The organism is Streptomyces ficellus (assembly GCF_030406405.1).
GTDB classification, from domain to species: Bacteria; Actinomycetota; Actinomycetes; order Streptomycetales; family Streptomycetaceae; genus Streptomyces; species Streptomyces ficellus_B.
The window spans coordinates 1-2844 of record NZ_JAUEPL010000076.1; the positions used below are offsets into that span (position 1 = coordinate 1).

At 69.0% G+C, this 2844-nt stretch carries 5 protein-coding genes; all 5 read right to left on the minus strand.

Going from position 1 to position 2844, the window contains the following annotated elements:
• Positions 1–391, minus strand: a 391-nt coding sequence (locus tag QWM81_RS28975; RefSeq protein ID WP_290115472.1) for a translation initiation factor IF-2 N-terminal domain-containing protein, incomplete at its 3' end; no start/stop codon positions are given.
• Between the two features lie 148 nt (positions 392–539).
• Positions 540–818, minus strand: coding sequence for a YlxR family protein (locus QWM81_RS28980; protein ID WP_290115475.1), 279 nt, complete (start codon positions 816–818; stop codon positions 540–542).
• Between the two features lie 129 nt (positions 819–947).
• Positions 948–1943, minus strand: coding sequence for a transcription termination factor NusA (nusA, locus tag QWM81_RS28985; protein ID WP_290115476.1), 996 nt, complete (start codon positions 1941–1943; stop codon positions 948–950).
• Between the two features lie 2 nt (positions 1944–1945).
• Entirely contained in the window at positions 1946–2458 is a 513-nt protein-coding gene (rimP, locus tag QWM81_RS28990) for a ribosome maturation factor RimP (protein ID WP_290115477.1), read from the minus strand.
• Positions 2459–2647: 189 nt separating this feature from the next.
• A partial coding sequence (locus tag QWM81_RS28995; protein WP_290115478.1) for a hypothetical protein occupies positions 2648–2844 on the minus strand: 197 nt, incomplete at its 5' end.

Consider the following 2844-nt stretch of genomic DNA (forward strand, 5'->3'; position numbering starts at 1 on the left):
TCGGACCCGGGGTGGGACGCGGGCCGGGGGCCGGCGCCGCGGGCTTCTCGGCCGCCGCGGGCTTCGGCGCGGGTGCGCCGGGCTTCGGGGCGGCGGGACGGTCCCCCACGGCCTTGGCGGCCTGGGAGGTGCCCCCAGCCTGCGCCGGGGAGGGCGCGGCGGGGGAAGGCTTGGCAGGCGCGGCCTTGCGGGGCGCGCCGGGCTTCGCTGCGGACTTGCCGGCGTTACCGCCGGGCCCCTGCAGCGCGTCAGTCAACTTACGTACAACCGGCGCTTCGATGGTCGAAGACGCCGAACGGACGAATTCACCGAGTTCCTGGAGCTTGGCCATGACGACCTTGCTCTCTACACCGAACTCCTTGGCGAGTTCGTATACCCGGACCTTAGCCACTTCGCTCCTTTTAGGTCCGGGTTACCGCCGGACCGTCGCTACTTCATGGGCGTACTCATCGCGTACTCATCGAGTGCTCATCGCAATCTCGACCTACTTCCAACTCGCGAGGTACCTGACCGCACGGTGTTCCGTGCCGTACTTCTTCTTACAGAGTCCGCTGCTCGACAAACCGGCGGAGGTCCGCGGTTTCGAGCGGCCCCTGGACCCGGAAGGCCCTGGGGAACGCCCTGCGGCGGACCGCCAGATCGAGACAGACGGAGGCGGGATGCACGTAAGCACCCCGGCCGGGCAGCGTACCGCGTGGATCGGGGGCGCACTCACCCTCGATCACCACGATGCGCAGCAGATCGCGCTTGGCCGCTCGCTCCCGGCATCCCAGACAGGTTCGCTCAGGGCATGCGCGGGCATGCGTCCGGCCAGACACGCTTAAGTCTACCTCCCCGCACCGACCTCACCCCTTTGGGGCAAAAATCGAACGGTCGTTGTCGTGATCTCGCCGTAGCACAACGTGACCACGACGGGTTCTATTCCCGGGCCGCCGGGCCCGGGGGCATCAGCCCTGCTCGGTGGGGTGCTCGGTGTCCGGGCGGATGTCGATGCGCCAGCCGGTGAGACGGGCGGCGAGGCGGGCGTTCTGGCCCTCCTTGCCGATCGCCAGCGACAGCTGGTAGTCCGGCACGGTCACCCGGGCGGAACGGGTGGCCAGGTCCACGACCTCGACCTTGGAGACCCGGGCCGGGGAGAGCGCGTTCGCCACCATCTCGGCCGGGTCGTCCGACCAGTCCACGATGTCGATCTTCTCGCCGTGCAGCTCGGCCATGACATTGCGCACACGGCTGCCCATCGGGCCGATGCAGGCGCCCTTGGCGTTCAGGCCCGAACGGGTGGACCGGACCGCGATCTTGGTGCGGTGGCCGGCCTCGCGGGCGATCGCCGCGATCTCGACCGAGCCGTCCGCGATCTCCGGCACCTCAAGCGCGAAGAGCTTCTTCACCAGATTGGGGTGTGTACGCGAAAGGGTGACCGAAGGTCCGCGCACGCCCCTGGCGACGCGGACCACGTACGTACGCAGCCGCAGACCGTGCGTGTACTCCTCGCCCGGCACCTGCTCCTGCACCGGAAGAATCGCTTCCAGCTTGTCGTCCAGCTTGACCAGGACGTTCTTCGGGTCCTTGCCCTGCTGCACCATGCCGGCGACGATGTCGCCCTCGCGGCGGGCGTACTCGCCGAACGTCACGTCGTTCTCGGCGTCGCGCAGCCGCTGCTGGATGACCTGGCGCGCGGTGCTCGCGGCGATCCGGCCGAAGTCGGACGGGGTGTCGTCGAACTCCTTGGGCTCCTGCCCCTCCTCCAGGTCGGCCGGGTCCTCCTTCGCCCACACCGTCACATGACCGGTCTGCCGGTCCAGCACGACACGGGCGTGACGGCGGGCTCCCTCGGTGCGGTGGTAGGCGATGAGGAGGGCCGACTCGATCGCCTCGACCAGCAGGTCGAAGGGGATCTCCTTCTCCTGTGCCAAGCCCCTCAGGAGCTTCACGTCGATGTCCACGGTTACGCCTCCTCTTCCTTCTTGTCCTTGCGGTTGAACTCGATCTCCACGCGCGCCTTGGCGATGTCCCCGAACGCCACACGGCGGGTGGTGGGCTTGCGCCCCTTCACGCCCGGCACCTCGAGATCGAGGCCGTCGTCGTCCACGGAGAGGATGCGGGCCACCAGCTCGCCGGCTCCCTCTGCCGCTTGGGCGGTCAGCTGGAGCCTGGCCAGGCGGCCGGTGGCGCGTACGTAGTGGCGGTGCTCGGTCAGCGGGCGGTCGGCGCCCGGCGAGCTCACTTCGAGGACGTACTCCTCGTCGCCCATCGCGTCCGTCTCGTCGAGCTTGTCGGAGATGGCGCGGCTCAGCTCGGCGCAGGCGTCGAGTTCCACGCCCTCGTCCGAGTCCACGATGATCCTCAGCACCCGCCGCCGGCCCGCCCGGGACACCTCGATCTCCTCCAGATCCAGGTCCTTGGCGCTGACCAGCGGTTCCAGCAGCCCGCGCAGCCTTTCGCTCTGGGTGGTGCTCATCCGGGTGACTCCTCGGCCGCGTGTGCTGTTGTGTGGATCGTCGCGTGTCAGATCAAAGGGTATCCGGTCGCAAGGGGTGTTGCCGTCCACCTCACCTCGGCCCGCGGGTACGCTCGCCTGCGGTGATCTTGACGGTCGGGCCGAGGGAGTGACGCGTGGGGCGCACGGGGACGACGCGCAGGCGTGCGCTCATCGCGACGGGCGCGGTGAGCGCGGCGGCGCTGCTGGCGGGGTGCTCGGCGGACGGTTCGGACCGCGTGCGATCCGGTCGATGGCGATCGCGATCCGTTCAATGGCGGCGACCCGTTTGTCCTTGAGCGGATTCAGAATGGCATTCTGGGCAAAGGAGGAGTCCCGTGCGATCTGTTCCCGCTGTTCGGCGAACC